We start from the raw sequence: 22,526 nt of genomic DNA, 5'->3' as shown, positions 1-22,526 counted from the left end.
TATAACTTCAAATAATAAATAATTGCAATTGCATTTTATTTTTACAATCCGTTTACCTGACCTGTCATTAATGCGTTATTTTATTTTAAGCGAGGCGGTAAATTAAGGTCAGGGCGGTTTAAGGCGTGATCACTTTATTTATGCTGCCAGGGAGGAGAGAGCCAGACGCGCTGTGCTACGAGAAGCCACGCCGCCAGGCGTGAAAGCGTCTATTCTCAGACAGGCATAACGTAAGGACGCAGAATAAGGAACACCTCATGGCTTTCAGAAGACAGGATTACTTTTCCCGTATCGGCTTTACCGGCGAGCCACAACCGACGGCTGAAACATTACACGCGCTCCATCGGCGCCACACCGCCACCATCGCGTTCGAGAATCTCGATGTCCTGTTAGGGCGCGAAATCCTGCTCGACGACGACGCGATTTTCACCAAGCTGGTGGAGGCGGGCCGCGGCGGGTATTGCTTTGAGCAGAACGCGCTCTTTACCCGCGCGCTGGCTGAATGCGGGTTTGCGGTAGAGGCGCTGGCGGCGCGGGTATTAATTGCCGGGCCCAGCGACATGCCGCCGCGTACCCACCGGCTGGTGCAGGTGATGATTGATGACGCCCCCTGGATTGCCGATGTCGGCTTTGGCGGCGCGACGCTCAGCGCGCCGATCCCGCTCAGGCACGGCGCGGAAATCACCGGCCCCGAAGGCCGCTTTCGCATCGAAAGCCAGCAGAGCGAATTTCTGCTCATGAAAGAAGAAGGCGACGACTGGCATGCGCTCTATCGCTTCGACCAGGCGCGTCAGTATCCGGGCGATTACCTGATGGCCAACCATTTCATCGCCCACTGGCCGGACTCGCACTTTCGCCATCATCTGCTGGCGGCGCTGCATCCCCCAGGCCAGACGCCGTTAAAATTGCTGAACCAGCAACTGACCGTCAACGGCGAACGGCAAACGCTGGCGGATGACGCGGCGGTTTATGACTGCCTGCAAAAATCATTTGGCTTGCGTTTCGATCATCCGGTGCACGGCGTGGGGCGCGACGAATTCTGCGCGATGATGGCGCAGCTGCGTCGCGATAATCCTTAAACGCCCGCGTGCTGCTGGCGAAACTGGCCGGGGGTGACGCCCCAGGCGTTTTTAAAGGCTTTGCTGAACGCGGCCTGCGTCAGATAGCCGCACGCTTCGGCCACGCGCCCGATGGCGTCCTGTTCACGCTCCAGTAGCCGGGCGGCGCGCGCCATACGCACCTGCGTCAGCCAGGCCTGAGGGGTGAGCGGGTAACGGCCCGCAAAGTGTCTTGCAAAGGTGGCGCGGGAGAGAAAACAGCGCGCCGCCATGCTCTTGAGCGTCCAGGGGTGCTCCGGGTTTGTCAGCACGGCGCTCACCGCGGGCGCCAGTCGCCTGTCAGCCAGCAGCGGAAGCATTCCCGGCGCGCCGTTTTCCTCGCTTAACAACGCGCGCAGCACCAGCGTCAGTAGCGTAGACGACAGCTCGCGCACAATCGCGGCGGCGCCCGGACGCCCGCTCAGGCTCTCATCTGACAGCATGGTTAACAGCGCCGCCAGCGAGCTGCAGTCATCTCTGCTGCCTGTCGCGATACGTTGTACCGCAGGCTGCCCGCTAAAGAGCAGCCCGCCGCTAACGCCGGTGCGAAATTCGCCGCACAGCATCACCAGCGGCGTATCGTCGCCTTCCGTAACCACTTCTGTGACGACCGCATTATCGCGCCGTAACACGGGCGCGCGTGCGCCTGTCTGCTGATGACTTTCCAGACGGTGCGCAGCGCCGTGAGGCAGCAGAAAGATATCACCGGCCTGGGCGTCAAAAGCCTGACCGTTCACCGCAAGCCTGGCGCTGCCTGCGAGGATCGCATGCCAGGGAATATGACCCGCGGGGCGCTGTGCATGATCCGACTGCCAGCGACCGGCGAAACGGCAGTGTAAGTCGACAGAACTCTCCGGCGCGAGGAGGGCGATAAGCTGACTGAGGCTGTCCATAGAGCTCCTGAGACGATAAGACAAAAACCCGGGACGCCGGAGGGCAGATAGCGACAGGCGTCGGGCGTAGTATGCACTCAACGCCCGCAGACGGGTATCCATTGACGAAGGAGTGCATCATGAGCCGTTTACACACTATTGCGACAGACACCGCCACCGGTAAAACCGCCCAGCTGTTCGATACGCTGAAAAGCGCGATGGGTAAAGTCCCTAACGCCTATGCCACCATCGGCAGCAACGCGCCGGACATTCTCTCTCAGGCGCTGCAACACTCAATGGCGCTCAAAAAAGGCGCGCTGAGCGCCCGCGAGCTTGAGGCCATCAATCTGGTGGTGAGCGAGACCACCGGCTGTGATTATTGCCTCGCCGCACATACCCTGATGGCGAAAAAAGCGGGCTATAGCGCTGAAGACGTGCAAGCGCTCCGCGCCGGACGGTTCGCCCAGGACACGCACATCGACGCGTTGCTGCACTTTGTGAAGACCGTCATCACGACCCGCGGCACGTTGCCGGAACGCGACGTCACCGCGCTCCGCGAGGCCGGTTTCGACGACCGCCGGGTGATTGAGATCCTGAGCGCCATCAGCGCGATTCTCTTTACCAACATGGTGAACCGGGTCAACGATACCGTGGTGGATTTTCCGAAAGCAGAATAATCTGCCGTGGTGGGGGAGGGGAGCGGCTTATTTATTATCAATGAGTTAGACGTTTTTCCTCCGCCCCGTTATTCCTGCGACACGCCCCGACGCCTGGCAAAAGTCACCGATGCGCTGTATAAGAAATAAACACCGCTGATACGCGTAACCGGAGATGACGATGACCATGAAAGTGCTGGGCTATGCCGCGCAAACCGCAGAGGCGCCGCTGGCTCCCTTTGAATTTACCCGCCGCACCCCGCGCCCCGATGATGTGGTGCTGGAGATCCTCTACTGCGGCGTCTGCCATTCCGATCTCCATCAGGCGCGTAATGACTGGGGCTTTAGTCAGTATCCCATCGTGCCGGGCCACGAAATTATTGGCCGCGTTACCGCCGTAGGCAGCGACGTGAAGAAATTCAAACCGGGCGATCTCGCGGGCATCGGCTGTATGGTCGATTCCTGTCGTCATTGCGACCCGTGCCGCGAGGGGCTTGAGCAATACTGTCTCGAAGGCAATATCCAGACCTATAACGGTATCGACCGCCACGACGGGGAACTGACCTTTGGCGGCTATTCGCAAATTATCCTCGCTTCGCAGGACTTTGTGTTACGTATTCCGGAGGGGCTCGATATCAAAGGCGCCGCGCCGCTGCTCTGCGCCGGGATCACCACCTGGTCGCCGCTGCGCCACTGGAAGGTCGGTAAGGGGAGTCGCGTTGCGGTGACAGGCTTAGGCGGCCTCGGACATATGGCGCTGAAGCTCGCCCATGCGCTGGGTGCAGAAGTGACGCTGTTTACCCGTTCGCCCGGTAAAGAGCAGGACGCCCGCAGGCTCGGCGCGCACCACGTGGTGCTGTCAGAGGATGAGAGCCAGATGGCGCAGGTGGCCGGTCATTTTGATCTCATCATCGACACCGTGCCTTACGCGCACGACATCAATCCGTATCTCGCCACCCTGAAGATTGACGGCACGCTGGTATTCGTCGGCCTGCTGGGCGATATGGAGCCGCCGGTAAGTACCGTGCCGATGATCATCGGGCGGCGGTCCATCGCAGGCTCGTGTATTGGCGGCATCGCGGAAACGCAGGAGATGCTCGACTTCTGCGCGAAGCACCAGATTTCAGCGGATGTGGAAGTCATCAACATTCAGGAAATCAATGAGGCGTGGGAGAGGATGCTCAGGAGCGACGTGAAGTATCGTTTTGTTATCGATATGGCGTCGTTACAACAAGGCGCGCGTCTGGCACCGGTAACTGCGCCATAATGTCAGCACCGAAGAAAAGAGCGGGCCTGAGGGCCCGCTGTTTATTTACGCCTGTTTCGGCTGACCGTTTGACGCCGTCAGGCCGCCATCGACCGGCAGATTGACGCCGGTGATATAACGGGCGTCTTCGCTTGCGAGAAACGCAATGGCATCGGCGATATCTTCCGGCTCGCCCGCACGCTGCATCGGGATGCGGTCATAGAATTTTTGCAGCAGCGCCTCGTCCTGTTTCATATCTTCAGTCAGTTCGGTAAAGGTAAAGCCCGGACAGATAGCATTCACGCGCACGCCATCCGCGCCATAGTCCATCGCGAGCGAGCGGGTAAAGTTAGTGACCGCGCCTTTCGCCGCGTTGTAGACGCTCATGCCCCAGTCACCGCCGAGCCCCGACACAGACGAGATATTAATCACGTTGCCTTTGGTCTTCAGCAGACCTGGCATAAAGGCGTGCAGACAATAGAAAACGCCATTGAGATCGGTGCCCATCAGCGTTTCCCAGTCCTCAAGCTTAATCTCGTGGATTTTGCCCTGAACAATCACGCCCGCGTTATTCACCAGCACATCGACCCGACCAAACTCGTCGGTCACGCGTTGGGCGAGCGCCTGAACTTGGGCCGGATCGGAGACGTCACACGGCGTAACCAGATGCTTACCTTGCGAGAGCGTCGCCGCCACTTTATCCAGCTTCTCTTTTGTGCGGCCAACCAGCACCACGCTTGCGCCTTCACGGGCAAACCGACGCGCTGCCGCCGCGCCAATACCTGAACCTGCACCCGTCACGACCACCACTTTTTCTTGAAAACGGTTCATACATCCTCCTTTTCAGTGTCTGGCACAATGCTGTGCGTAATCATCAAGTCCTTGTTAACTCTGGCATTCATTGCGCGCTTCGCAAGTCGGCAACGTCGGAATGCGCGTAACTGACTGTTTTCACGCAAATAAAAAGTCATTAAAAAATGTGATCCATACCAAATATTCGCGGCGCGAATAAAGAGGGGTGGGGAACCTGCACTTTTCATTTTGCTTATCAAAAGGTTAGTCATTTATCATAAAGATATTGTTGTGCGGCTTCGCCTGGTTGTGGATAACATGTGCAAAGTGAACAAAAAATATCCTGAGAGGGGATCGCATCAGATCCAACCGCATGGAATACGGGTAACCCTGTCACGCTTAAGGATCGTTTTTGATTAAAAGGATCGTGTAAGCGATCCTGGCCGGCATGACGTTGCGTTTAATCTGTGTTGCCCGTACACCGGGCGGAGGAAGGCAATGAAGGTTTCGCGTGAATACCTTACGTTTCTGCTAGATCAGCTGGCACCGCTCGGCGCGGTAGAGACGCGCCGCATGTTTGGCTGTGTGGCGCTGTTTCAGGGCGGCAGGATGTTCGCGCTGGTGGACAGCGACGCACAGTTTTATCTCAAAGCCGATGCGCTGAACCGTGAACGCTTTATCGCCGCAGGGTTCCCGCCTTTTACTTATCTCACCACGCGCCGCAGCGGTGGCCAACAGGAGGTGGCGCTCGGTTATTACCAGTTGCCGGAGGAGCTGGTGGAAGATAACGACGAATTCCTGCGCTGGGCGCGTGAGGGGCTGGCCGCCGCTGCGCGTGCGCCTGTGAAGAAACCGCGCAAAACCGCGCTAAAAGATCGCGATAACGCTAAAACGAACGATAAACCGCTTTATTAGTTACAACATACTTAAAAGGATCCAATCATTCTGCTGTAACGGCAGCGCCGTGAATTTTGCCTTGCAGGAAGAAATAGGGCGAATAGAGAGCAAAGGGGCGTCGTGTCGTAAAGACGATAAAAAAGCCAGGCAGGCTGGCTTTGAGAAGAACTAAAGCGAAAAGGGCCGGTGTCAGATGTCGCTGTCGGGGCGCGCGAACGCCTCGCCAATAGCATAGAAATGCCCGCCCGCAACGTGATGCAGGCTGCGCAGTTCCGCAGGCGCATCCTCAAAGCGCCAGCGGCCTTCGCGAAATACCCGTGTATCAGCCCAGGCGGCCGTCACCTCGCCGATGAACAGATCGTATTGCTGCTGGTTATGCGGCTCGGGAATGAGCTTACAGGCAAGCCATGCGGAACAGCCCGCGACCAGCGGCGCGTCCACGCCTTCCATCTCTAACAGCTCCGCTCCGGCGCGTTGCAGCTTTTCCGGCTCGTTATGCAGGCTCAGCGTACCCAGCTGGTACGTCATTTCGCGCTGCGCGACGGTCGGCACCTGAAGCACAAACGTACCGCTGCGCTCCAGCAGCTCGCGGGTGCGGGCGATTTTATCAATCACCACCGTGACTTTCGGCGGCGCGAAATCGAGCCCGCAGGCCCACGCGGCGGCCATTATGTTCTCCACGCCATCATGACGGGCGGAAACCAGCACCGTCGGCCCGTGGTTAATTAACCGGTACGCCTTTTCCAGCGGCACCGGCGCCATAAAGGCACGATTGTCATTCATACGCATAACCCTTTGTTATCGAAGGCGGGCAGGGTAACACAGCCCCGGCGGGGCCGTTTTACGCTATGTGTCGCGCATGCCGAGCGCCAGCGACTGCGCGGGGTCGAACAGCGACAGGCTCTCAATCTGATTGAGTAAAATGACCTTGCGGTACGCCAGTGCCGATTTCTCGCCCGTGGTGAGCGTAATGTCATGGCTGTCATACCAGGCGCTGTAGTTATGCTCGACGCGCAAATCCAGCGTCTCGCGGTCGCGGTAACCGCTCAGCATCGGGATCAGCACCAGATTACTGATGTCGCTGCGCGTGCTGTCAAAGGTCGCGCTGTGGATCATCCCGATATACACACGCTGGGATTTCATGGTTATCCAGATAAGCTCGCCCTCTTCCATACATTCATACAGCAGCCCCTCAATGCCATTAGCGCGCGATAGCGTCCGGTAAAGCGTGCGACGCCCGCTGTTATCGAGCTTCGCCGTCGGCGACCAGTTTGCGCGGTAGAGGCAAAAGAGAATAGCGAAGCCGAGCATAATCACGACCGGCGCCTGGATGCCGAGAAAGCTCCAGTTCATAAACGCCATCTGGTAGTGATAATCGTCGCTGCCGGACCACGCCGGGAAGGCATTCAACAGGCTTGATACGCCCAACAGCGCCAGCCACAACAGCCCGGTGGCGAGCACGCCCTGGAGGACGAAAATACAGCCGTAAAGGGCAACCAGGAAATAGACATCCCACCCGGAGGTGCGCATAAACTTAAAGCGCGTGGAGAGATCGCGGCTGGTATACCAGTAGCCGCATACCATCAGTACCATAAATATCGCCGTGCCCATCTTAAGCCCTCTTCAGCATGTCAACGTGACGGGCGAAATCTTCCTGTACGGCAAGGCATTCAATATTCACCGAGGCGTTGCCGTCCTCGTCGATGATGATGCGTTCCCCTTCGTCAATAGCGTCCTGTATATGTGCCGGATGAACGGCGTGAACCAGCTTTTCCGGGCTGGTAAAAAGCGATCGAAATATTCTTAGCATGTAAAACCTCCCGGCCAACAGTATAGAAAGCCTGATAGAAGCAGGGAGAAATCAACACGTTTTACAGGATTATCCGAAGGAAAACGCCCGCCGTGAGAGCGGGCGGCGGGGACTGCACCATTTACTCTACCGCGCGCAGGCCGTCGAGCAGCGCTTTATGAAGCCGCTCCGGCGCCTGGATTTGCGGGGCGTGGCCGAGGTCGTCAAAGGTGACGAGCGTCGCGTGCGCAATAGCGCGGGCCGCCGCTTTGCCAAGCGTCGGATAGTCGCCGAGCGTTTTTTGCACCTCCGGCGGCGCCGCGTCTTTGCCCGGCGCCGTGGTGTCTTTATTGCCGATAAGCAGCAGCGTCGGCATCTTCAGCTGGCCGAATTCATACACCACGGGCTGGGTATAAATCATGTCGTAGAGCAGCGCGGAGTTCCACGCGACGCGCGCTTTGCCTTCGCCCTGATACATGCCGGCCAGCATATTTACCCAGCGGTCATACTCCGGTTTCCACTCTCCGGCGTAATAGGTGTTCTGTTCATATTTGCGGATCCCCGCGGCGCTGGTTTTCAGCTCGCGCTGATACCACGCGTCCACCGACTGCGACGGCACGCCTTTCGCTTTCCAGTCCTCAAGCCCGATAGGATTAATCATCACCAGTTGTTCTGTTTCATTCGGGTACATCAGCGCATAGCGCGTCGCCAGCATGCCGCCGGTGGAATGGCCAATGAGCGTCGCCTTCTTCACGCCGAGTTTTTCAAGCAGCGCATGCGTATTCTGCGCCAGCTGCTGGAAGCTGTACTGGTAGCGCGCAGGCTTGGTGGATTTGCAAAAGCCAATCTGATCCGGCGCGATAACCCGATACCCGGCGTCACGTAACGTGCGAAGCGTCGTATCCCAGGTGCCGGCGCAGAAATTTTTGCCATGCATCAGCACCACCGTGCGGCCATTCGGGGCGGCAGGTTTCACATCGATATAAGCCATCTGCATCGGCTGGCGCTGGGATTCAAACTGAAAACGCGCCACCGGCCAGCCGTAATCAAAGCCCTCAAGTTCCGGGCCGTAAGCGGGGGTGGCGGCAAAAGCGGGAGCGGCGAGGGCGCAGAGCAGCGCCGCGCTGGAAAGGCGTAAAGACACAGGCAGTTTCTCCTTAACGGTTTATCAGCTGTTGCTGACTATAGCTGACACGCAGGATGCAGGTGTCGGGGCGGGTAAATGGCCTGTAAAAAAGCGCAAAGAGGGAAAGTCTGTGGCGACGCGCGCCACCAGAGCGATAAAACGCCAGGGCGAACCCTGGCGGTGAGCGATTAATGCGGGCTGGCGGTCGGGCGCACGACGATCTCACTGACATCGACGTTATCCGGCTGTTCGATGGCGTAGGCGATAGCACGGGCAATCGCGTCCGCCGGCAGGGCGATGCGGCGAAAATCGTCCATCGCCGCGCGTGCGGTCTCATCGGTGATATGGGTCGCGAGCTCCGATTCCACCACGCCGGGGCTGATTAACGTCACGCGAAGCGTGTCATTTTCCTGACGCAGCCCGTCGGTAATGGCGCGCACAGCATATTTAGTGGCGCAGTAGACCGCGGCGGTAGGCGAGACGCGGTACGCCCCAATCGAGGCGACATTAATAATCTGCCCGCGGTTGCGCGCCTGCATCACCGGCAGCACGGCGGCGATGCCGTGCAGCACGCCGCGCACGTTTACATCCAGCATCTGGTTCCATTCATCCACCTTCAGCGAGGCGAGCGGCGAGAGCGGCATCACGCCCGCGTTATTGATAAACGCGTCCACCTGGCCATATTTCTCCAGCGCAGTGCGCACAAACGCCTCCATGCTGTCGAGTGATGTCACATCCAGCGCGGCATAGTCAATCTGCGCGCCGTTAAAGCGCAGTTCGTCGCACAGCGCCGCCAGGCGGTCGGTGCGGCGCGCGCCAATCAGTAAACGGTAGCCCTGGGCCGCTAAAAGGCGCGCCGTGGCTTCGCCGATACCGCTGCTGGCGCCGGTGAGCAGGATAACTTTGCGTTCTTCGGTCATCGTCATGGTGCTTACTCCGTCGTTTGAAGGCCCGGCGGGCTTGCCGGCGCCATATGCATAAAGCCTACGCCCGCCAACGGCCTCCCGACAGCGCCATTCCTCTCGGTGTATTGCCTGATCCTATTCACCCTGGTGAAGCTTTACGCACAACGTGCCACAATCCTTGCAGGAAATTATGAGGAGAGACCGTGATGACGATGACGCAGAGCCAGCGTGAGACGATAGCGCTCCTGGCAAAACTCGCCCCGCAGGAGGGCTACACCCGCTCGCTGCTTGATACCGTGCGCTTGATGCGCTCGGATCGCGCGCTGCCGCGCACGCCGGTGCTGTACGAGCCGTGCATCGTGATTGTCTGCCAGGGCTGCAAACGCGGTTACCTTGCCGATAACGTCTATACCTACAATGCCAGCCACTATCTGGTGCTGTCAGTGCCGCTGCCGTTTTCCACCGAAACCGACGCCACTCCCGAGGAGCCGCTGCTGGCCGTCGCGGTACGGCTCGATATGACCGTTATCGCCGAACTGGTGCTGACGCTTGATGGCAGGCAGGGGGTGCGCGCCACGCCGCCGGAGGGGATCCTCTCCACGCCGCTCGACGAACCGCTGGCCGACACCACGCTGCGCCTGATGCGCGCACTGAGCCACCCGCAGGAGGCGCAGATCCTCGGCCCGGCAATTGTCAAAGAGCTCTACTACCGGGTGCTGATTGGCGAGCAGGGCGGCGCCATTCGCGCGGCGCTGGCGAGCGTCGGTAAATTCAGCCGCATCGCCCGCGTGTTGCAACGCATTCACGTCGACTATGCCGCGCGTCTCGATGTCGCGACGCTCGCCGCTGAAGCGGGCATGAGCGCGCCCGCCTTTCACGCGCATTTCAAAGCGGTCACCAGTAACTCGCCGGTGCAGTACATCAAAGCGGTGCGGCTGCATCAGGCGCGGCTCATGATGATCCGTGACAATCTCAGCGCCGCCACGGCGGCCGTGCGCGTCGGTTATGAAAGCCCGTCGCAGTTTAATCGCGAGTTCCGCCGTCTGTTTGGCCGTACGCCGGGCGCCGAAACCCGGGAGATGAAACACTCTTTCGCGCTACTGCCGCCCACGCAGTTTGAGGCCATGACGGCGAATCATTAACGCTGCGCCAATTAATCAGGCTTATATTTCCCGACGCCGCATTACGGTTGTGATATTTCACTTAAGATTAAATAAGCCGGGGAATATATTTCCCCGGAGAGTGAGATAAATCCAAAATGAATTAATCGCCCGCGTTACGGGTTTCATTATTTTCCGGCAACGGGCGCGCCAGCGCCCTGTGACGCGGCTCTCGCTTTGCGCCCAGGCCGCGCCAAATGGGATTATTCCCACTTAACGACCGTCCTGTTGCCGATAATATGACCGCATCATCATCGCCCGATATCGATTATTTCACGCCTGCCGGCTGTGTAATTTCGCGCCTGCGAAATATAACGCGTGTGGTCGTGCCATTACGGGAATATAGCCATGCGATTCACCGGGTTTTGTAATGCGGACATTCTGATGGCAACCTTTAAGGGGAGTACGCATGGTTAACCGAATTCGCGTTTCCTCACCATCCGCGCCCGACTCGCTGTTATTCTGGGCGCTGAGGGGCGAAGAAAGCCTCGGCGCGCCCTTTCGCTTTACGCTCGATCTGTTAAGCGATGACTTCACGCTTGACAGGCAGCGGCTATTGGGCCAGCCGATGAGCGTGACCATCCCCACCCAGACGCCCGAACCGCGCTACCTGTCCGGTAAAATTACCGCCGTGACGGTGCGCAGCGAAGAGCTCGACAGCAAGCGCTACGCCGTGTATCAGCTGACGCTGGAGCCCGATTTCTGGCCGATGATGCGCGATCGTAACTTTCGTATTTTCCAGCAGCAGCGCGTGCCGGATATCGTTAAAACGCTCTTTTCCGAACACGACGTCAAACTCGAAGACAAACTCACCCGCAGCTACCGCCAGTGGGATTACTGCGTGCAGTACGCCGAAAGCAGCTTTGAGTTTGTGAGCCGCCTGCTGGAGCTGGAAGGTATCAGCTATCTCTTCCGCCATGGTAAAGACGGACACACCCTGGTGCTGATGGATGACTACACCAGCGCGTCGCCGTTCCCGGGCTACGACGTGATTCCCTGGCACGCCACCAGCGGCGGCGGGGTGGTTGAAGAAGAGGGCATAAGCCAGCTCACCGCAAGCCATGTGGTCACGCCCGGTCTTTACAGCACCGACGATTACGACTTTCGCAAACCGCACGCCTGGATGCTGCAAACCCTGCAAAACCCGGTGTCGCCAACCCCGGGTAAAATCGACGTCTACGACTGGCCGGGTCGTTTCGTGGAGCATGGTGACGGCGAAGCTTACGCCCGCATTCGCCAGCAGGCGTGGCAGGCGCAACAGCAGCAGACGCGCGGCTCCGGCACCGCCAGCGGTATCGCGCCGGGGCACACCTTCCGGCTGATTAAAGCACCGCACGTCGCTGATAACGCCGACTGGCTGGTTGTCAGCGCGCAGTATGACTTCGAAGAGAACCCTTACACCTCCGGCGGCACCGGCGAAGGCCGCCAGCGGATCGATTTTACGGTGATCCCGGCGCAGACGCCTTTTCGCCCCGCGCCCGTCACGCCGTGGCCGCGCACTTATGGCCCGCAAACCGCCCGCGTCGTGGGGCCGAAGGGCGAGTCTATCTGGACGGATCGCTATGGCCGCGTGAAGGTGAAATTCCACTGGGATCGCATGAGCCAGGGCGATGAGAACAGCTCCTGCTGGGTGCGCGTCTCCAGCGCCTGGGCAGGCCAGGGCTTCGGCGGCATTCAGATCCCGCGCGTGGGCGATGAAGTGGTGGTCGATTTTATCAACGGCGAGCCCGACCGGCCGATTATCATCGGGCGCGTCTATAACGAGGCGCGGATGCCGCCGTGGGCGTTGCCCGCCGCCGCCACGCAGATGGGCTTTATGAGCCGCTCGAAAGACGGCTCGCCGGATAACGCCAACGCCCTGCGTTTTGAGGATAAACCCGGCGAGGAGCAGTTCTGGCTGCATGCGGAGCGCAATATGGATACCGAGGTGGAGCAGGATGAAACCCACTCGGTGGGCAGCAACCGCACCAAAACCGTCGGCAAAGACGAAACCAGCCACATTAAGCAGAACCGCACCCGCACCGTAGACGGTAACGAAACGGTCACGGTGGGCCAGGATCGCACCAAAACCATTCAGGGCAGCGAAACCACGACGGTAAACCAGCACCGTACCGAAACGGTGAAGGGCAATGAGACCCTGAGCGTTGAGCAGAATCGCGACGAAACCATCACCGGCAACCACACGGCGACGGTGAAAAGCAACCAGACTGGTACCGTTGATGGCAACCAGACGCTGACGGTCAATCAGGATCGCACCCGTACCGTCAACGGCAATGAAAACGTGCAGGTACAGCAGAACCGCACCGTCGCCGTTACCGGCAACCAGACGCTGAACGTCTCCGGCCATCGGGATGTCACGGTGAGCCGCAATGAAAACCACGTGGTAAGCCAGAAACAGGTGGTTTCTGTTGGCGCGGGGCGCACGCTGACCATTACCGGCGGCGACACCCGCTTTACCGAGGGCAGCGTCGCCGACAGTGCCACCACCACGTTTCAGATTAACGTCGGCGAGAGCGGGATCCTTATCAGCAACGGCAGTATCGAGATAACCGCTGGCGGCGCCAGTATCACCATCAATGCCGCAGGCGTCATGGTCAACGGCAAGAAAATCGAGCTTAACGCCTGACAGGATGCCCGGATGAGTGCGAAAAACCCGACCGAAAACGCCATCAGCGAACTAGAAATGCACTGGCTTGACCGCACCGAAAACAGCGCGGCCAGGGTTATCGTCTGGCGCGTGCCCGCGAGCGGTGAATGTGTGCTGAACGGTTTTTTCGCGCTGCAACAGCACCCGGAAGGCCGAAGCCTCGCCGATCTTTTTCTTACGCTTGATACGCCGTTTGAGACTGGCTACGGCTACACACCGAACAACCGCTCTGGCAGCCGCTGGTCGACGCGCACCCGCCGCAGGTTTTGTTGCTCACTGACACGCCCGACGCGATGCAGGTGATGCAGCAGACCGCGCGCCAGCAGACCGATCCGGACAGCGATCGTCTGCTGTTTCGCCGCTATCTCGCCGACGCCATGCTGCTGCTCGAAAAGGGCAGCGCCGCGCAGGTCGCGAGCCGGGCGGCGCTCGCCATGCCGATCGCGCAGCGGCGCGGCTGGGCGGATCAGGAGGCGTTACTGCATCACCTGGTCGCCGGGGCGTGGCTGAAGGCGAAAAACACGGCGCAGGCCGTGGCGCACTACCAACAGGCGCAGTCGGTGGCGGCGCGCGTCGCCGATGTGCCGGTGCGCGGCCAGCTCGCGGTGCAGGGCGCCTTTGGCGAGGCGGGCGCCTGGTTTGCCGATAAAAATTACACCGAGGCGGCGAAGCACTACCGCCGCGCCGCCGCGCTTGCGCGCGAGATCCCGCATCCGCTCTTTGAGCTTGAAGGCTGTCGCATGGCCGGGTTCGCGCTCTGGCAGGAGGGGCACCGCACCGTGGCGATGGAAGACTACGCGGCGGCGGTTCGCGCGGCAAAGGCCATCGCGCAGGAAGAACGCGCCCAGACCACGCTGCCGCTGGTCTTCGCCGACCTGCTGCGTATGCAGGATAAACGCCGCAGCGAGGCGCTGGAGATTGCCGCCGCGCGTTTTCAGCAGGAGAGCCAGCGGCTGCTCCTGGAGGCGGAAACCGCCGTCAGCACCCTGAACCCGCCCACGGCCCCCGCCGTTAAGCAGGCCGACCGGCGGTTGCAGTTGGGCCTTGAGGCCGCGTTTCTGGCGCTGCGCCAGCAGCGCGAAGCGTTAATCGCGCAGGGCGATGAGAGCTTTCGCCAGACGGTACGTCTCGCCCGCGACCTGTTACACCCGCACTGGAACGGCCTGCCGGATGTCGCGCACCCGTTCGACGCCCCGCCGGGCGAATGGCACTCCCTTCCCGCCTGGAGCGCGAGCGCGCCCGCGGCCCCGTTATCTGAACCTGCAGGAAGCAACAACGTATGAAACGTCGCAACAGCCATTTCAAAACCAAAGCCATCGTGATTGTCGTGGCGATCCTTCTCGCCATGCTGTTTTTAAGCGTCTCTGACAGTGAGCTTGCCACAGAGATCCGCACCTTCCTGCGCGCGCTGCTTCGCGCCTTATTCTGACGGTAACGCGATGCACTCCGGCGCCCATTTCGACCCACAGCTTGGCCTGGATATCCACCTCTACCCGTGGCCGCTGCCGACGCCGCATATCGGCCTGGTGTTCGACGTGTTCGACTACCTGCCGTTTATCGGCACCACGGTGCATGTGAACGGCATCCGGCGCGCCAGCGCGGGCACCGGAGGCATCGCGATTCATATTCCCACCGGCGGAGCCTGGGTGCCGCCACTGCGCCTGCCGGGCGGCCCGCAGCTTGAAGATGAACTCTTTATGGGCAGCAAAACCGTGTCGGTGGACGGCGAGCCGTTTTCGCGTATCGGGATGCCGGTGCTGAGCTGCAACGTCGTGGGCATGGTGCCGCCGTTTCGGCCCAAACGCGCCGCCAAACCGAAGCTGCCGTCGCTGACGCTGCCGCTCACGTTCAACCTGGCGCTGCCAAATAACGTCATCGTCGGCGGGCCGCCGACCGTCAACCTGATGGCGCTGCTGATGCGCGCGGGCTTAAGCGGCCTCGGCAAGGGCATGAAACAGCTTAAAAAGACGCCCCAGTGGCGGCTCTTTATGCGCCGGTTTACGAAATTTCGCCAGAAACTGTTCCGCAATATGGAGCCCGGATTTCTTAAATGCCGGGTGCTGCGCGCCGAGCCGGTCGATATTCGCGACGGCAGCGTCCATCTTGAGCAGCGCGACTTCCTGCTGCCGGGGCGGCTGCCGCTCGACTGGGGACGTTTTTACTCCTCGGCGGATATTAACGAGGAGGGGCTGTGCGGCTTCGGCTGGCTGACGCCTGCCGATACCACGCTTGAGATCATGCGCGACGACGGCGTGGCGCTGCTCACCGAGCCGGAAGGCGTGACGCTGTTCGTCGGGCTGCCGCCTGCGCCCGGTCGCGAGCACGCGGTGTCTGGTCTGCCGGACGGCAGCCGCCTCTGGTATGAGCTGCGCGACGGCGAGCCCTGCTGGCAGGTGGAGCAGGAGAGCGCGCTGTGCTGGCAGTTTACCGGGCGCGACGGGCGGCTGTGCGTTGATGCCGTCGCCGACCGCAACCACAACCGCTGGCAGTTTGAACGTGACGCGAACGTGCTGACGCGCCTGCGTGAATTCAGCGCCGAAGGCCCGACGGGGCGCGAGATCCTCGTGACCTGCGAGCAGGGCCGTTTGCAGGCGTTGCGGCTGCGTAATGCATCGGATGGCGACGTGACGCCGCTCACCCGCTATGAATATGACGAGACGGGCCAGCTGGTTGCGGAAATCGACGCGCTCTCGCACCCGCGGCGCTTTCGCTACCAGCAGCGGCGCATGGTCAGCCACGTCGATCGCAACGGGCAGGGGTTTCATTACGCCTTCGATGACGCCTGGCGCGTGGTGCACGCCTGGGGCGACGGCAACGTCTGGGATTACCGGTTCGAGTACCACACGCTGCTTAACGAAGTCGCGGTCACCGATTCGCTCGGCCACCTCTCGCGTATCACCTTTGATGACAACGGCCTGCCGGTGTCCGAGATTGATCCGCTCGGCGGTAACACGGTTTTTCGCTATGACGATGCAGGCCGCACGGTGGAAGTGACGGAGCCTGACGGCAGCCAGCACCGCTGGGAGTATGACGCGCACGGCCGGATGACGGCGGAGCATCTGCCGGGCGGCGGCGTGGTGCGCGCCACGTTTAACGATTTCGGGCAGCCGCTGTGCGTCACGGACGAGAGCGGCGCGCAGTGGACATCAGACTATGACGCGGCGGGCAACCTCATCGCGGGGTGCGACCCGACGGGCGTGTCTGCGCATTACGTTTACGATACGCTCGGCCAGTTGCGCGAGGCGGACGTGCCTGGCCGCCCGGTAACGCGTTATGACTACGATCGCTACGGCTTTCTGACGCTTATTGCGCAGGCAGGCGCGGGCGAAACGCGGCTGCGCCACTCGGTGCGCGGTAATCTGCTGGAGAAACGCGACGCGAGCGGCGGCGTCACCCGTTACTTCTGGGATATGAAAGACCGGCTGGCCGCGATGCAGACGCCGGAGGGGCAGGAGATCCGCATCGGGTACAACCGCGAAGACGAACCGGTGCGCTACACCGATGAGGCGGGCCGCGAGACGCGCTTTATCTATAACGCCACCGGCATGGTGACGGCCTGCCACACGCCAGACGGCACGCAGACAGGCTATGAATACGATCCGGAAGACCGCCTGCTGGCCGTTATCAACCAGGACGGCGAACGCTGGGCGCTGGCCCGCGACGCGCTGGGCCGCGTGGTGACGGAAACCGACTACTGGGGCCAGGCGACACGCTACGAATGGGATAAAGGCGACCGGCTGATACGCCGCCTCGACCCGCTGGGGCGCGAGGTGCGCTACGGCTACGACGCCTCTGGCCGCCTGCGGGAACGGCGCAGCGGCGACACGCTCACCGCCCGCTACCACTACGACGACGGCGGCCGCCTGACGCTGTGCGAAAACCCGTGGCGGCGGCTCGCCTGGCGCTACGACCGCGCAGGCCGCGTGCTGTGTGAAGATCAGGACGGTTTTCAGCTTCGCTATGCCTATAACGCGCGTGGCCTGCCGGTACTGCGCGAGAGCGACGCCGGGCACCGCGTGGGCTATACGTGGGACGACGACGACCGGCTCATTAGCGTGCAGCTTAACGACGACGCGCCCGTGGCGCTGCGTTATGACGAGACGGGCAGGCTTGCAAGCGAACAGCTTTCGCCGACCCTGCGGCGCGCGATGGCGTATGACGCGCAGGGCCGGCTGACAACACAAGAAGTGACGCAGGGCGATATGCCTCTGTTTGCGAGCGGTTTCGCCTACGACCGCGCCGGGAATATGACGCGGCGGCAGGACAGTCAGTGGGGCGATGACCGCTACCGTTACGATCCGGTGGGGCGTCTCGTCGCGCACAGCGAGCCCGACGGCGCGCTGCGCCAGTTTGTACACGACGCCGCGGGCAATCATCTGCACACGTGCGTTCAGGCGGTTGATGATTCGCCGGGCGGCTGGTTTCGCGAAGGCGTTCACGAGGGCGTGCGTTACGTCTTCGACCGGGCGGGCGAACTGCGCCAGCGCCGTCACCTGCACACCGGCGAGGCGAAAGAGGATTTCCTCTGGGATGAGAACCGCCAGCTGATTGCGGTGCGCAAGGGCGAGCATCAGGTGCGCTACGGTTATGACGCGCTCGGACGCCGCGTCTTCAAGCAGACGCCAGACGAGACGCGCTGGTTCTACTGGCAGGGCGACGCGCTGGCGGGCGAAACGGTCACTCGCGCAGCGGCGTCGCTTGCGCCCTTAAGCCTCTTCGACACCGGCGGGCGCATCAAACGCGAGCAGGCCCAGGCGGCGCTTTTTCATCGGATGCGTGAATACATCTATTACCCCGGCACTTTCCGCCCGCTGGCGCTCCTGACGCAGGAGGGATCTCTGCGGGAGAGCTGGCACTACCACTGCGATCCGAACGGCGCGCCGGTCCGCCTGACGTCGGTCTGCGGGGAGATCGTCTGGGCGGAGCGCACCGGCGCGTGGGGCGAAAAAGGCCAGGTTTTTGCCAGCCGCATCGATAACCCGCTGCGCTTCCAGGGGCAGTATTTCGACCCGGAAACGGGTTTACATTACAACCGCTACCGTTACTATGATCCGGCGATAGCCGCCTATATCAGCCAGGACCCGATAGGGATGTTGGGTGGGGGAAACCCGTATCGCTACGCTCCTAATCCATTGATGTGGATTGACCCTTTGGGGCTGATTCGCGGTCCGTCAACTCTACCCGATGAGCCCGGTGTTTATATCATCCATGCAGGCGGAAAGTCATATGTAGGCTCGGCAGGTATTAAGCAACAGGGGATGCTTTCTCGCGTATCGAGCCCGGAACATGCCAAGGCGCAAAGATTGCTTTCTCAACCAGATGTCAAGGTTCAATACATTCGTGTTCACCTTGATGATTCGCTTACAGAAAGCGAAAGAAATAATATTCTGCGCTATTTTGAACAGCGTGAGTTCGATAAGGAAGTAAAAACTGTAGGTATAAATAACATGCTTAATGATAAGGGTTCGAGGATACAGGCTAAGCGAAAAAGATCTTACGCATTGTCGTTAATTTCTGAAAATAAAATTCGTTCATCAAGTAGACGAACAACTTGTAAAAAAAGTTAGTACGAGGGAGTAAAATGCAACAGACTAAACTTGGTGCTATCACGTATCATTATTTACCCGATAAAGATAATGGATATTATTGCATGGGAAATAAAACCGCCTGCCAGCATTTTGCTGAGGATGGCGCAAAAATTATACCCTGGTCTAAGGCTCCAGAATTTGATGATGATGTCGTCTCTCTTCGACTGGAGCTGACCGACAAAAATGTGAAATCGCTGAAGGGTAGGCCTCCTCAGTGGCTGGCAGGCTTAGCTAAGCTAACGTTTCTGCAAATGCCACTTGAGTTAATGGTAAATATGGAGCCGGGAGATCTTCCCGTCGGACTTAAAAGTTTAATGTTAGTTCATTATGAAACAAGTAGTTATTCCGCTCCTATTGCATGGAGGGCGCTTGCTGAATCGACTGCATTAGAAGCGTTAACTTTGCAAAATGATTTTGGATCAGAATCCTGCGCTGCTTTCACTTGCGTTAGTGACTTTCAGATGTTGAATTTATCATTCCTCTCTTACGATTCTGCAAAAAATGGGAAACTTGTAACGCTGATCGATAATAATAAAAGTTTCGAATTAATCAGTATAGATTGCATCACCCATGATGAAATAAATTCAGACGCTGTAAGAAACGCGACCGGGCTAAGTTTTATCGGCGTAGATAAAACCATAGATCTACATTCACTCGAAGGCTTAAGCAATCTGGAAGCTATTTTCATCAACAGCGCAAAATGCGAAATTGATTGTAGCATTTTTGATAAAATACCGAATATTAAAGAAGTGGAAATTATTAATAGCAAGAAAATAACTAACCCCGCTGCACTGTTAGCTAATCGAAAGGTTAATAAGCTTTTTGTTTTAGATTGCGGCAATCCGTTTAAGAAATTAAAAAAAGAAGTCGATCCTGGCGATTACGAACTTCTTGATATCGATTATTCGTAACGGATTGGTAGGGTGGGTAAGCTTGCGCACCCACCATTGTGTTAAACCGGCGGGTGCGCAAGCTTACCCGCCCTACATCGCTGTACCCAAAATGGCGCACCCACCGATATGGCGCACGCAAAAATCACGCTACCTTCATCACGCCTTTCAGGAGCGCATAATCGTAGAGACGGTCGCGGGCGATATTTTTCATCTTCACTTCGCACATGATGTCGAAATCGGTAAAAGACAGCGCCCAGTCGTTCAGCGTGCTGTTGAAATAATAATCGGAATGCGCGCGCAGTTTGGTTTTGGGAATGCCCAACTGCGACTGCTCCGGGTATCCCTGTTCCGGGATAAGCCCTTCCTGAGAGATGGAATAATGCAGCACCGGGCGCACGCCGCGCCAGGAGGCTTTTATCTGTTCGATACGTGGATCGTCCGGCGTAATAAACGCATTCTCTTTTACCCAGTAGTGATGAATATCCAGCACGATGGGGCACAGCCCCTGGGCCTGTAATACATCATCCAGCGAGCAGGAGATTTCATCGTTCTCCACGGTTAACATCTTCTGCGCCTGCGGGCTTAAGCGGGTAAACGCGTCGCGAAAGCCTTCGACGCCGCGCTTGCCATTCATGTGAATATTGATTTTGAAATCCTGAAAACGCTGCCCGTAGCCCATCATCACCGCACAGGTGGCGTGATATTCCACATCCTCAATAGCGCGATCGACCACATCAGGATTATCTGACGCTAACACCGAATACTGGCCGGGATGAAAGGAGAGGCGGATATCCTGTTCGCGCGCATATTCGCCGCAGCGGGTAAACAGCGGTGCGAGATCGCCCAAAAATTCCTGATAGACAGGTCCTGCCTCGGGCACCGTATAGAGCGGAAGTAAATCGCTGCCGATGCGCATCATGCGCAATGCAGGCGGTAACTGTGCGAGCTGCTCAAATGTAGAATACAGATTCCTGAGATTGGTCTCAGAGAGCTGATATAAGAGCGCCAGCCGTTGCTCATGGCTGAGGCTTAAAAAACGGGTGCGGGTCGTCGATTTAAACGGAAACTCCTGCTTTAGCCCTGAATCTAAAAACTTACACGCGAAACCTAATTTCATGCACCCTCCGGTTATGTCTGGTTTTAGTGTAGCAGTTGAAAACCGGCCGCCGCGTTACACCGTAGAGCCGCGGTTTAAGGAAGGGCGTTATACTGTCCGTTTGTTGCGGTTCTGCCGCGCTATTTACTGGCTTATCAGAAACAACTTATGAAATTTTTCACCTGGCGCGTTGTTCTTTTCCTTTTCGCCGTCGCGGCGCTGGCGTACGCGTGGCTGGCGCCACATTACAGCACTGAAGATAAGGCGTATTACGCTGCGGTCTTTTGTGCCATCCATGCCGACGACCCGGCCACATGGCCCGCCCGCATGGAAAATGCCATTGAGGGCAGCAACAACGATTACGCCCTGCAAAAAAGGCACTATAACGCCTCGCTTGGCCGTGAAGTGATCAAAACCTGGCAGGGAATGAACGGGGCAACGCGCGACGCGCTCGCCGCCGCCCCGCAAACCTGCGGCGACGAACTTGCCCGCGCGATGCGTTAAGGTTGCCGATTGACGGCTACACTCAGTGACGGGATTGACTGAACTGAGGTCGCTTTGCTGTCCGGACATAAATTTCTCGCTCTGAGCGGGTTTTCGCTGATTGCCGCCGCCTATGGCCTGGCGCGTTTCTCCTGGGGATTGCAGTTGCCTGCCGTCATTCGGGATATCCCGATGTCTTCAACGCTCGTCGGCGTGCTGTCGGCGGCGTCGTTCGCGGCGTATGGCGTGGCGAGCGTCGTCGCCTCTCTCTGTACCGCCCGCACCGGCCCCCGCTTACCGTCGCTGCTGGCGGGTCTCTTCGCCATTGTCGGGTTGCTTATCCTGGCGCGGTCGCCCGGCCCGCTCTGGCTGCTGGTGGGAGTGATCTGCGGCGGCGTCAGTTCCGGCCTGGTGTCGCCGCCTATGGCCGAAGCGGTGAACCGGAATGTCGCGCCGCCACAGCGCCCCGGCGTCAATACGGTTATCAATGCCGGTACAGGCGGGGGAATTATCGTCTCCGCGCTTGCCGTACTGCTGATGCCGGGCCAGTGGCGCGATATCTGGCTGCTGTTTGCGGCTGTAGCGGTTGTCCCGACGCTGATGGCGATGCGCGCTATGCCAGCGGGCACTACCGGCGAGCGCGTCTCGTTGCAGCGCCAGCTTGCGGCAGTCCGACAGCCCGCGCTGCGCCCGCCGCTGATCGTCGCGCTGTTAAGCGGGATCGTTAGCGCCGCGTACTGGTCTTTCGGGCCGCTGATGTTTGCCTCACTTGCCGATAAAGCCGCGCGCGACATCACGCTGCTGTGGCTGGTGACCGGCGCGGCGGGATGCTTCGGGGTTCTTACCGGCGCACTGATCGGACGCGTCGGGATTAATACGGCTCACCGGCTGATGCAAATCCTTACGCTGCTCGCCTTCGGCCTGCTGGCGCTCTCTTATACGCAGCCGTGGCTGTGCTGGGGCGTGGCGGCGCTGTATGGGTTTGCGTATATCACGCTCTCCGGCGTGTTGCTGGTGAGCGGCGTGGAGGCGGCGGGCGAGTTCCCGGCTGCCGGGCTTGGCGCGGTGTTTCTGCTGCTGGCGATTGGCCAGATGGCGGGCTCCGCGCTGTTTGGCGCACTGCTTGATAGCGTCGGCGCAGTCACGGCGCTGGGTATTTTTGGCGTCCTGGCGCTGGTGGCGCTCCTGTTACCGGCGACGCGCGCGAAATAACGGCGCGTGGATATATGCTCAAGAAAGCCTGCCGCACGCCGATAAACGTCTTATAAAGCTGCGCCTT

At 59.4% G+C, this 22,526-nt stretch carries 21 protein-coding genes; 13 read left to right on the top strand and 8 right to left on the bottom strand.

Features of this window, described 5'->3' with window-relative positions; all coding sequences use genetic code 11:
* Positions 1-257 precede the first annotated feature (257 nt).
* On the top strand, positions 258-1,079 hold the full coding sequence (locus AFK63_RS08935) for an arylamine N-acetyltransferase family protein (RefSeq protein WP_038863017.1): 822 nt from the start codon (positions 258-260) through the stop codon (positions 1,077-1,079).
* On the opposite strand, the gene AFK63_RS08930 is transcribed toward AFK63_RS08935, so the two are convergent.
* Positions 1,076-1,990, bottom strand: coding sequence for an AraC family transcriptional regulator (locus tag AFK63_RS08930; RefSeq protein ID WP_038863016.1), 915 nt, complete (start codon positions 1,988-1,990; stop codon positions 1,076-1,078). The two genes, AFK63_RS08935 and AFK63_RS08930, sit on opposite strands and share 4 nt — an antisense overlap.
* A 119-nt stretch (positions 1,991-2,109) precedes the next feature.
* On the opposite strand from AFK63_RS08930, the gene AFK63_RS08925 reads away from it, so the two are divergent.
* Entirely contained in the window at positions 2,110-2,646 is a 537-nt protein-coding gene (locus AFK63_RS08925; protein ID WP_038863014.1) for a carboxymuconolactone decarboxylase family protein, read from the top strand.
* A 160-nt stretch (positions 2,647-2,806) separates the two neighbouring features.
* Positions 2,807-3,892, top strand: a complete 1,086-nt coding sequence (locus tag AFK63_RS08920; RefSeq protein ID WP_038863011.1) for an NAD(P)-dependent alcohol dehydrogenase — start codon at positions 2,807-2,809, stop codon at positions 3,890-3,892.
* A gap of 45 nt (positions 3,893-3,937) precedes the next feature.
* Here AFK63_RS08920 and AFK63_RS08915 read toward each other — a convergent pair whose 3' ends face one another.
* Entirely contained in the window at positions 3,938-4,702 is a 765-nt protein-coding gene (locus tag AFK63_RS08915; RefSeq protein ID WP_038863010.1) for an SDR family NAD(P)-dependent oxidoreductase, read from the bottom strand.
* A 459-nt stretch (positions 4,703-5,161) separates the two neighbouring features.
* On the opposite strand from AFK63_RS08915, the gene AFK63_RS08910 reads away from it, so the two are divergent.
* Positions 5,162-5,578: a TfoX/Sxy family protein gene (locus tag AFK63_RS08910; protein ID WP_038863008.1), complete on the top strand. Its 417-nt coding sequence runs from the start codon at positions 5,162-5,164 to the stop codon at positions 5,576-5,578.
* Positions 5,579-5,749: 171 nt separating this feature from the next.
* Here the strand turns inward: AFK63_RS08910 and AFK63_RS08905 are convergent, their stop codons facing one another.
* The 5 genes from AFK63_RS08905 to AFK63_RS08885 form a co-directional block, all read right to left on the bottom strand.
* A complete protein-coding gene (locus AFK63_RS08905) occupies positions 5,750-6,343 on the bottom strand; it encodes a flavin reductase family protein (RefSeq protein ID WP_038863007.1) in 594 nt (197 codons plus the stop codon).
* 63 nt (positions 6,344-6,406) lie between these two features.
* Positions 6,407-7,171 (bottom strand): hypothetical protein, encoded by a 765-nt coding sequence (locus tag AFK63_RS08900; protein WP_038863005.1) that lies wholly within the window; start codon positions 7,169-7,171, stop codon positions 6,407-6,409.
* A 1-nt stretch (position 7,172) separates the two neighbouring features.
* Complete coding sequence (locus AFK63_RS08895; protein WP_007710153.1) at positions 7,173-7,370, bottom strand: hypothetical protein; 198 nt, start codon at positions 7,368-7,370, stop codon at positions 7,173-7,175.
* Positions 7,371-7,491: 121 nt separating this feature from the next.
* Entirely contained in the window at positions 7,492-8,493 is a 1,002-nt protein-coding gene (locus AFK63_RS08890; RefSeq protein WP_038863002.1) for an alpha/beta fold hydrolase, read from the bottom strand.
* 170 nt (positions 8,494-8,663) lie between these two features.
* Complete coding sequence (locus AFK63_RS08885; RefSeq protein ID WP_053531565.1) at positions 8,664-9,401, bottom strand: SDR family oxidoreductase; 738 nt, start codon at positions 9,399-9,401, stop codon at positions 8,664-8,666.
* A 185-nt stretch (positions 9,402-9,586) separates the two neighbouring features.
* On the opposite strand from AFK63_RS08885, the gene AFK63_RS08880 reads away from it, so the two are divergent.
* The 7 genes from AFK63_RS08880 to AFK63_RS08855 all read left to right on the top strand — a co-directional run bounded on the left by AFK63_RS08880 (position 9,587) and on the right by AFK63_RS08855 (position 19,686).
* Positions 9,587-10,522: an AraC family transcriptional regulator gene (locus AFK63_RS08880; RefSeq protein ID WP_038862997.1), complete on the top strand. Its 936-nt coding sequence runs from the start codon at positions 9,587-9,589 to the stop codon at positions 10,520-10,522.
* Positions 10,523-10,949: 427 nt separating this feature from the next.
* Entirely contained in the window at positions 10,950-13,166 is a 2,217-nt protein-coding gene (locus tag AFK63_RS08875; RefSeq protein WP_038862996.1) for a type VI secretion system Vgr family protein, read from the top strand.
* Between the two features lie 12 nt (positions 13,167-13,178).
* A complete protein-coding gene (locus tag AFK63_RS08870) occupies positions 13,179-13,490 on the top strand; it encodes a hypothetical protein (protein WP_050568144.1) in 312 nt (103 codons plus the stop codon).
* On the top strand, positions 13,457-14,470 hold the full coding sequence (locus tag AFK63_RS21630) for a hypothetical protein (protein WP_236613101.1): 1,014 nt from the start codon (positions 13,457-13,459) through the stop codon (positions 14,468-14,470). Before AFK63_RS08870 ends, AFK63_RS21630 begins: the two co-directional genes overlap by 34 nt.
* Positions 14,467-14,616: a hypothetical protein gene (locus AFK63_RS21485; RefSeq protein WP_165688852.1), complete on the top strand. Its 150-nt coding sequence runs from the start codon at positions 14,467-14,469 to the stop codon at positions 14,614-14,616. Before AFK63_RS21630 ends, AFK63_RS21485 begins: the two co-directional genes overlap by 4 nt.
* A 10-nt stretch (positions 14,617-14,626) precedes the next feature.
* The gene (locus tag AFK63_RS08860; protein ID WP_038862995.1) at positions 14,627-18,754 is read left to right on the top strand and encodes an RHS repeat-associated core domain-containing protein; all 4,128 of its coding nucleotides are present in this window, start codon (positions 14,627-14,629) and stop codon (positions 18,752-18,754) included.
* Positions 18,755-18,768: 14 nt separating this feature from the next.
* Complete coding sequence (locus AFK63_RS08855; protein WP_038862994.1) at positions 18,769-19,686, top strand: hypothetical protein; 918 nt, start codon at positions 18,769-18,771, stop codon at positions 19,684-19,686.
* A gap of 124 nt (positions 19,687-19,810) precedes the next feature.
* On the opposite strand, the gene AFK63_RS08850 is transcribed toward AFK63_RS08855, so the two are convergent.
* Positions 19,811-20,785: a UV damage endonuclease UvsE gene (locus AFK63_RS08850; RefSeq protein ID WP_038862992.1), complete on the bottom strand. Its 975-nt coding sequence runs from the start codon at positions 20,783-20,785 to the stop codon at positions 19,811-19,813.
* A 147-nt stretch (positions 20,786-20,932) separates the two neighbouring features.
* Between AFK63_RS08850 and AFK63_RS08845 the strand changes: the two genes are divergently transcribed.
* Both AFK63_RS08845 and AFK63_RS08840 read left to right on the top strand, forming a co-directional pair.
* A complete protein-coding gene (locus AFK63_RS08845) occupies positions 20,933-21,268 on the top strand; it encodes a hypothetical protein (protein WP_038862991.1) in 336 nt (111 codons plus the stop codon).
* 54 nt (positions 21,269-21,322) lie between these two features.
* Positions 21,323-22,459: an MFS transporter gene (locus AFK63_RS08840; protein ID WP_038862989.1), complete on the top strand. Its 1,137-nt coding sequence runs from the start codon at positions 21,323-21,325 to the stop codon at positions 22,457-22,459.
* Positions 22,460-22,526 lie beyond the last annotated feature (67 nt).

The sequence above is a fragment of the Cronobacter muytjensii ATCC 51329 genome, assembly GCF_001277195.1.
GTDB classification, from domain to species: domain Bacteria; phylum Pseudomonadota; class Gammaproteobacteria; order Enterobacterales; family Enterobacteriaceae; genus Cronobacter; species Cronobacter muytjensii.
Note: the sequence above shows the minus strand (reverse complement) of the source record. Positions and strands in the feature narration are given on the sequence as shown.

What these genes read in the sequence shown, in the direction of transcription:
- AFK63_RS08935 (WP_038863017.1), top strand. Translation starts at nt 258, where the DNA reads ATGGCTTTCAGAAGACAGGATTACTTTTCCCGTATCGGCTTTACCGGC.
- AFK63_RS08930 (WP_038863016.1), bottom strand. Translation starts at nt 1,990, where the DNA reads ATGGACAGCCTCAGTCAGCTTATCGCCCTCCTCGCGCCGGAGAGTTCT.
- AFK63_RS08925 (WP_038863014.1), top strand. Translation starts at nt 2,110, where the DNA reads ATGAGCCGTTTACACACTATTGCGACAGACACCGCCACCGGTAAAACC.
- AFK63_RS08920 (WP_038863011.1), top strand. Translation starts at nt 2,807, where the DNA reads ATGACCATGAAAGTGCTGGGCTATGCCGCGCAAACCGCAGAGGCGCCG.
- AFK63_RS08915 (WP_038863010.1), bottom strand. Translation starts at nt 4,702, where the DNA reads ATGAACCGTTTTCAAGAAAAAGTGGTGGTCGTGACGGGTGCAGGTTCA.
- AFK63_RS08910 (WP_038863008.1), top strand. Translation starts at nt 5,162, where the DNA reads ATGAAGGTTTCGCGTGAATACCTTACGTTTCTGCTAGATCAGCTGGCA.
- AFK63_RS08905 (WP_038863007.1), bottom strand. Translation starts at nt 6,343, where the DNA reads ATGAATGACAATCGTGCCTTTATGGCGCCGGTGCCGCTGGAAAAGGCG.
- AFK63_RS08900 (WP_038863005.1), bottom strand. Translation starts at nt 7,171, where the DNA reads ATGGGCACGGCGATATTTATGGTACTGATGGTATGCGGCTACTGGTAT.
- AFK63_RS08895 (WP_007710153.1), bottom strand. Translation starts at nt 7,370, where the DNA reads ATGCTAAGAATATTTCGATCGCTTTTTACCAGCCCGGAAAAGCTGGTT.
- AFK63_RS08885 (WP_053531565.1), bottom strand. Translation starts at nt 9,401, where the DNA reads ATGACGATGACCGAAGAACGCAAAGTTATCCTGCTCACCGGCGCCAGC.
- AFK63_RS08880 (WP_038862997.1), top strand. Translation starts at nt 9,587, where the DNA reads ATGACGATGACGCAGAGCCAGCGTGAGACGATAGCGCTCCTGGCAAAA.
- AFK63_RS08875 (WP_038862996.1), top strand. Translation starts at nt 10,950, where the DNA reads ATGGTTAACCGAATTCGCGTTTCCTCACCATCCGCGCCCGACTCGCTG.
- AFK63_RS08870 (WP_050568144.1), top strand. Translation starts at nt 13,179, where the DNA reads ATGAGTGCGAAAAACCCGACCGAAAACGCCATCAGCGAACTAGAAATG.
- AFK63_RS21485 (WP_165688852.1), top strand. Translation starts at nt 14,467, where the DNA reads ATGAAACGTCGCAACAGCCATTTCAAAACCAAAGCCATCGTGATTGTC.
- AFK63_RS08860 (WP_038862995.1), top strand. Translation starts at nt 14,627, where the DNA reads ATGCACTCCGGCGCCCATTTCGACCCACAGCTTGGCCTGGATATCCAC.
- AFK63_RS08855 (WP_038862994.1), top strand. Translation starts at nt 18,769, where the DNA reads ATGCAACAGACTAAACTTGGTGCTATCACGTATCATTATTTACCCGAT.
- AFK63_RS08850 (WP_038862992.1), bottom strand. Translation starts at nt 20,785, where the DNA reads ATGAAATTAGGTTTCGCGTGTAAGTTTTTAGATTCAGGGCTAAAGCAG.
- AFK63_RS08845 (WP_038862991.1), top strand. Translation starts at nt 20,933, where the DNA reads ATGAAATTTTTCACCTGGCGCGTTGTTCTTTTCCTTTTCGCCGTCGCG.